The following is a 3,519-nucleotide window of genomic DNA, read 5'->3' on the forward strand; positions in this document are numbered from 1 at the left end:
GTGGTCTCGGCGATGACGGTGGTCTCCAGCGCGGCCGGGACGTCGATGCGTCCGGAGCCCTGCTGGGTGGCGGTCAGCCCTTCGCCGCCGGTGGTGGAGCCGGTGAGGGCGGCCTTGAGCTGCTGCCCGGTCCAGTCGGGGTGGTGCTGCTTGAGCAGGGCGGCGGCGCCGGCCGCGTGCGGAGTGGCCATCGAGGTGCCCGAGATGGCGACGTAGCCGTCGGCGACGGGCTCGCCGTAACTCCAGATCGCCGCGCCCGGCGAGCCGGCCGCCGCGATGTCCACGCCGGGCGCGGTGACATCGGGCTTGAGACCGCCGTCGCGGGTACGGGGACCGATGGACGAGAAGTCGGCGAGCGTGTCGGACTTGTCGACGGCGCCGATGGTGAGCGCGGCGTCCGCCGTCCCCGGGCTGCCGATACTGCCGGGGAGCGGGCCCGAGTTGCCGGCCGCCACGACGAACAGCGCGTCGGATTCGGCGGAGAGCCGGTTGACGGCCTCCTCCATCGGGTCGATGGCGGGGCCGGCATCGCCGCCCAGGCTCATGTTGACGATGTCGGCGCCCTGTTCGACCGCCCACTCCATGCCGGCGATGATGCCGGACTCGAAGCCGAAGCCGTCGTCGTCCAGCACCTTGCCGTTGAGGATGTCCGCGCCCGGGGCGACCCCGGTGTAGGTGCCGCCGGCGTGCGCGCCGGTTCCGGCGGCGGTGGAGGCGACATGGGTGCCGTGGCCGTCGCGGTCACCGGTGTGGCCGCTGTCGGCGAAGTCCTCGGCGGCGACCACCTTGCCGCCGGCCAGATCGGCGTGCTCCTCGCTGACGCCGGTGTCCAGAACGGCGATCGTCACACCCTCGCCGTCGTAGCCCGCCTCCCACACCTCATGGGTGCCGATCTGCGGGACGGACTCGGCGAGCGACTTCCGGACGGTGCCGTCCAGCGCGACGGTGGCGATACCGGGGGCGGCGGCCAGGGCGAAGGCGTCGCCGCCGGCCGTGCTCCGGGTGAGCGCGTCCCACAGGCCGGCGGTCTCCTCGGCGGTGACGGTGAACGCCTCGCCGTTGATGGAGTCCAGCGGCGTCCGGTCCTCGGCCGTGTCCTCGGTGGCCTCGGCGAGCCGTGCGGCGGCGCTGTCCTGGGAGCGTGCGGCGCCGCCGTAGGTGACGATCAGCGGCAGCCCGCCGCGCGCCCGGTAGTGGTCGGCGGACAGCCGGGTGATGTTGAAGAGCCGTTCGTCCAGCGTGCCGGCGTCGATGAGCGGGCGGACGTCCTGCGGGACGACGAAGGTCTCGCCGTCCCGGGTGAGGGTCCTGACCGGTATGGACGCGCGGCCCTCGGCCGGAATGAACCCCCGGTAGGCGCCCTCGGCGTCGACCAGGACCCGGTCGCCGGTGATGAGGACGAGGTCGTGCACTCCGGCCGGGCCGGCGGCGGTCGGGGCGCCGGGCGCGCCGGGGTCACCGGGGGCGGCCCCGGCGGGTGCGGCGAGCCCGGCGGCCAGGGCCACCGCGATCGCTCCGGCGGCCAGGCCGCGCGGGTACTTCTTGGACAACTGTCCTCCAGGGACGGGGTGATGGGACATACCGGCGGCCGGCCGTCCGGGGGCGGCCGCCGGTGGGCCAGATCATGTCCGGGTCACCGTGGCCGGGGGAGAGCGAGGGATGGAGGAACCGTGAAGAAAGCGCGGCGATTTCTCCTGGTTGCCCTCTTCTCGGCCACCCTTGACCGGCCCCGCCCCGCCCCGGCGGCGTGCCGGGCCCACACACGCGAGGGCGGCCCCCGCCGCGTGCGCGGTGGGGGCCGCCCGTTGGTGCCGGGTGGTGCGGAAGGGTCAGGCGGTGCGGTACGCGTCGATGATCGTCAGGACGCTGGTGTTGCCGTCCGTGTCGGTGACCTCGGCGCGCAACGACACGGAGCCGCCGGCGGCCGGGTTGTCCACGGTGGCCACTCCGTCGCTGACGGCCGCCTCCTGCCAGGTTGCGCCCCCGTCGGTGGAGTACGCGATCTCGGCCGAGGACGCGTTGTCCGCGGCCGAGCCCTGCACGGTGAAGGGCACCGCGAAGCCGCTCTCCCCGGCCGGGGCGGTGGAGTCCAGCGCCAGGGCGGGGGAGTAGCGGACGCCGGAGGCCGGCAGGACGACGCTCTCCTCCGAGCCGCGGGCCGAGGTGAAGGTGAACGAGGCGGTCACCTCGGTGGTCACCGGGAAGACGGCCGTGTCGCGGCCGACGGTGGCCACCAGCTCGTACTCGGCCTCGTCGGCCGGCAGTTCGAACGCCACGAACTCCAGCAGGTCCTCGAAGACGGCGAACTCCTCGCCGTTCCGGTACAGGACGGTGCGGGTGGTGTCCTCGTCGTACGGCGTGCCGCCGAGGTGGCCGGCGCTGTCCGAGAAGGGCATGAGCGCGCCGTACAGGGTGTCGCCGACGCGGATCAGGCCACCGTGCTCGCTGTCGATGACCGGGCCGAACACCCCGACGTTGAAGGTGCGCTCCACGGTCTCGCCGGCCTCGTAGGAGCGGGGCAGAGCCATGAAGTAGCCGTCCGACGCGGTGGTCAACAGTTCCTGGCCCCAGTCGCTGTGCGCCGTCTCCACGAACACCCGGGTGGTGCGGGGCAGTTCCTGATCCGTACCGGCGGCGAAGCCCAGTTCGGCGGCCCAGGTGAACAGCACGCCGCTGTCACCGGGGACGGGCGAGCCCTGGTGGGTGACGATCTCCGCCAGATCCTCGGTCTTGAGCCGCCGCTCCAGGCCGGTGAAGAAGCCCTCGTCGTGGACGTACGCGCCGTGGTACTGGATGTCGTCCCGCTCCCAGGTGGTGCCGGCGAACCCGGAGAGCACGGTGCCCTCGGCGGGCTCGCCCAGCTGCGCGGTGCCGAAGCCCTCCGGCAGACCGGCGGCGGACCAGCCGGAGTTGAGCCCGAAGTCGTCCTTCTCCAGCACGAAGCCGGCGGTGAGGTCGAGCTGCTCCGCGGCGTCGTCCGGGGAGGCGTACACCAGCTCCGCCGCGTCGCGGGCGTCGGCGGTGACGGTGGCGTCCTCGGTGACCGTCAGACCGGGGACCACCAGCCAGTCGATGCCGTTGACGTTCCCCTCCTCGCCGTCCAGGTCGAACACCGAGAGGGCGAGGGCGTAGTCGCCCTCCGGCACCCGGGTGGTGCCGTGCACGTCCAGCCAGTCACCGGTGGTCAGGTCGTACAGGTCGCCGTAGTAGAACTCGGCGGCCTCGCCGTCGCGGCCGGTGACGTCCAGGGTGAGGTCGAACTTCTCCACCTCGCGCTCGACGGCCCCGGCGGTGCGGACGCGCTGCCCGTCCTCGCCGGTGGCGGTGATGTACGCGCTGTGGACGCCGTACAGCTCGCCCCGCGCGGTGTGGGCGGTGACCTCCACGGTGGCGGTGCCGCCGGCCGGGACGGTGACCTGGTCGTCGGCGAGGGTGTAGAAGTCCTCGGGGGCCGGGGCGCCTTCGGGGTCGAGGGTGTCCAGGGCGAGGTCGAGGGTGATGTCGGTGTCGCCGAGGTTG

General features: G+C 73.5%; 1 protein-coding gene and 1 pseudogene. Both read right to left on the minus strand.

What is annotated here, in order from left to right:
- Positions 1-1,550: S8 family peptidase (locus tag BM385_RS26300; protein WP_175543120.1), on the minus strand; the 1,550-nt coding region annotated here is incomplete at its 3' end.
- Between the two features lie 279 nt (positions 1,551-1,829).
- Positions 1,830-3,519: pseudogene (locus tag BM385_RS26305) on the minus strand (S8 family peptidase); the annotation flags it as partial.

The sequence above is a fragment of the Streptomyces harbinensis genome (assembly GCF_900116145.1).
In the GTDB taxonomy this organism is placed as follows: domain Bacteria; phylum Actinomycetota; class Actinomycetes; order Streptomycetales; family Streptomycetaceae; genus Streptomyces; species Streptomyces carpaticus.